The sequence below is a fragment of the Patescibacteria group bacterium genome, from assembly GCA_041651355.1.
GTDB lineage: Bacteria > Patescibacteriota > Patescibacteriia > Patescibacteriales > UBA12465 > JAPLVX01.
In genome coordinates this window covers 1-3719 of record JBAZJK010000009.1, presented here as the reverse complement: position 1 = coordinate 3719, position 3719 = coordinate 1, and the positions used below count along the sequence as shown (strand labels likewise).

The following is a 3719-nucleotide window of genomic DNA, read 5'->3' as shown; positions in this document are numbered from 1 at the left end:
TCGCCGCGTTTAACTGCCTGCAGCCAGCCTTTGCCTTCTGATTCTTTACCGTTTACCGCAACTCTGAAATAATGGTCGCCTTCTTTTAAGGTATCGGCTGCTAGTAAGGCGCTATACAGATATGTGTCTCTGGGCAGTCCGGCTCCGACACGGACAAGATGCATAGGAAGCGATATACGCTTATTACCTTCTCCGATAATTACATTTATGTTCTTCGGCTTCTTATTTACCAAAGCCCAGACTTCGAACTTTTGATCCAGGAACCGTTGCTGACGGAAATCACCAAAATAAGGGAAAGTATTAATTAATGCCGCGCGCTTTGATCCTCTAAATAAAACGGGAAGGTATTTTTCGATAAAAGATTTTATAATAAATAAGTATTTCGCCAGCCCTGAGGCATCAGCTAAGGTTCTTTTTGAATACTGCGTTAATTCCCGGGCGAAATCCATAACCGCTTTTGCTTCAGCTGAAGTTTTTTCGCCCCGGCTGGCGGCAAGCAGTTCTTCCATGGTAAAAGGTGTGCGAATGGACCAGTTCCCGGTCTGAGTTCCTGGAATATTGGTAATGCGTTCAGTCCAGGAGCCCGGCCAATTGCCCCAATCCGGCCACATAAGAATTGATAGAAGCGCTTTGGATTTGGTTAGCGGCCCAAGCCAGTTCATGCGTTCTTTGTCGCTCATTGTTATCTTTGCTTGTTCCGGAGTAACGCTGCGCGTAGGATTACAGCTTCCAGTTGCCTTCTTTCCTTCCATATTGATGGAATCCTGAAGTGAATGCACCACCATGGTCCATTTATTTTTAAATTCATCGCTCAACCAGAAAGCCGGATTATCCTGGAATATTCCGGGAGCGTAATCGATGGCTCCAGCTAAAGTGTCGACTGATTCCTTGGCTTTCTCCGGAACAATCCCCAGAAGTTCGGTAATGAACACTTTGCCTTCTTCCTGGGCTACGCGCAATAAACCGGATATCAATTCCTCTCCCGGAGCCGGAACAAAATAAGCAACCCTAACGCTGTCTTCCGTTTGCGGCGCGCGTTGTGAATCGTCCGGGAATAAATATTTTTTCATGTATTTTTTAGAGAAAGGTAGAAAATCCCAAGAACCGGTATAGCTGGCGTCGTAGATGCGTTTTTCAGTAACGTAATTATACCGTTCCCAGCCGTTATGGCTCAACTTGGGTTCAAAAACCGGCTGTTTGTCCGAACGGCGCACTACATACATGGCGCTGTCGCGGCTTAAACTATTGGAAGGAGTAAAGAAATATTTTTTATCTTCTTCGGTTAACAAACTTGTTTTTGCCAGTTTATTTAACACGATACCATATATTTTCGAAGCTATTTCATCCTGTTTTTCCGGATTATCTTTTCCTTCTTTCAGCAAAGGCGAAATTTCATCCCAGATACCTAAATCTTTCAAGTTCATCTTATTGTCGGCATCTTCCAGGAAGCGATAACCGCGATAACAGCCCAAAGCGTGGTCAAAACGGACATAGTCATAAAAACCAAGCAGATACTTGAAGCGGTCAAAAATAAAGTTAACCGTTTCCGGCTTTTCCCAACGATACATGTAAAATTGCCAATATTGGCCCATATCGCTGAATAAATCCGGAGGCACACCTTGGCTGTAACGGCGTTTGAGGTCTTTCTCGAAAGCGAATAAATCCTGGCGTATCCATAAATCTGCCCCATCCAGACCAAAAGTCATATCTCCGGCTAAGCCGATATTGCGGCTATGGGCAAAAACTTTAAATCTATCCCATTGATGATAAAATACAAACTGCATGAAGGAATAGAAATCAATCATATCTATTTCATTGCCACCTTCTTTGAAATGACGGAAGTAATTTTCTGCCTCCTTGAGAGCCTTGTCTTTGCGCGTTGCCAAATCTTCGCCCCACAAACGAAAATCCCAATCGCGCCACATGTCTTTTTCTCGGATGAACCTTTCTTTTAATAAAAGATGCAAGACATGGTCTTTTAACCAGCCCATTTTTTGCTGATAAGCCCGGTATTCTTTGGAATATTTATGGCTTTGAGGAAGTTTTATAAAATCCTTGTAAAGCAATTTTAAGGTTTCATAAATAATCGGCTTAACTTTTGTAAAGTTGGTTTCTTTAGCGCGGCGTAATTCTTCTATTTCCACTCTTTTGCTCTCAAGAAATTCTTCTGCAGCTTTTGAACGGATGACTAAACCGTCAAACTTACTGTAACTGGATTTTCCCAAAAGAATATCAACGCTGGCGTACAACCAATCCATCAACCTAGAGCTTTCCACTGAATAGGGGCTATCCATATTACAAATATTCATCGGCGGTATCTGCAAAACTGTCCAGCCTAAAGATTGGTACAGTTCCGCCATTTTGTAATAATCTTCAATGGTGCCGATACCCTGGCCAGTTTTACTTCTCACGCTAAATAGCGGCAACAATCCACCCATTATTCTCTTTCCTGCAAAAATTGGAGACAGGTAATCAATTGCGCGATTGTTTTGCTTAACTGTAACCGCACTGGCTGCCTGGCTAACCACGGATTCTTTGAAAATATCTTTTACTGCTTTAACAGGTTGTATTTTCTGTGCCTTTGAAGCAACAGCAGCTATAATGGCAGCGCCTACCCCTGAACCGTCATGGGTTAGGGTGGTTGTGATGTTTGAGGCTTTGTCAGAGAGAAGTTCACGGAAAGCCTGGTGCATACGGGCCTGGTATTTGTAGTGTTTTTCAAAGACTGAGCCGTCTATGGCTACTGTATGTTTATTGGTAAGGTTGGGGTCTATGTAGAGTAAGGCTCCTGCTATAAGAGAAGCAGCTACTCTTGCTGAACGTGTAGCTATGAGGTTAGCTATAAGTTGTATGATTTTCGCATCTTTCCTGGAAAGTAAGAGTTTCTTAAAGAGCAGGCGTAGCTTCCAGATGTTCATTCTCTTATTCAGGTCTAATGCTTCTATATCGCCAATGTATCTGGTTTCAAAGCTCTGGTAGGAAGAGAGTATCTTTGGAGTTTTACCTCTAAAGAGCAGTTTCTGGTTAATGAGGTCTAAGAGAGTAAGACGCATTAATTCTCCAAGATACATACCGGAGACCATCTTCTCTTCCCAGGCTTCATTAGGATTGGTAGATTTTGAGTCTAATAGTTTATCGTATTTGGTTCTCGGCAGGTTCTTATTGAAGTTGCCGCTTTCCATGTTGACTATCATATGCGTTGCTTTGTAGTTGTCCTTGTTTGAGAACTGCTTGATTATCTTGTCCATAGGAAGACGGACACAGATATTTGTTCCTGTTCCAAGGATTACGCCTAAGCTTGTATTGTTATCGAGGTATGCTCTTGCTACCTGGGTTCCTGTTGTATCGTTATCTATTGCAACTACGCGGACGTTGTTGACTCCTTTACGCTTGAAGGCATCTCTAAGTAAGGCTACTACGTCTTTTCCTACTATGCCTGTAGTGGTAAAACCTTTGGACATTCTGACAGTTATACCTTTATCTATATCAGCCTGGTTTACTTCAAAAGAGAAGGTAAAACCAAGGTCATAGGAATCTGTAAGGTTATGTTTTGCAAGGAACTGTTTGACAAATGATGCTATAGCATCAAAAAGGACTTCCTGGCTGCCTGATATATGCTCTTTGGTTAATTTGAAACGCTCAATTACCATAGTAGGTGTTGTTCCGTCTGCTTTAAGGTCTACCATAAGCACCCTGAAGTTGGTTCCGCCAAGGTCTAA

The 3719-nt window shown here is 42.5% G+C and carries 1 protein-coding gene; it reads right to left on the bottom strand.

Features of this window, described 5'->3' with window-relative positions:
• Positions 1 to 3686, bottom strand: a 3686-nt coding sequence (locus WC441_05445) for a 4-alpha-glucanotransferase (GenBank protein MFA5163930.1), incomplete at its 3' end; no start/stop codon positions are given.
• Between the last annotated feature and the right edge of the window lie 33 nt (positions 3687 to 3719).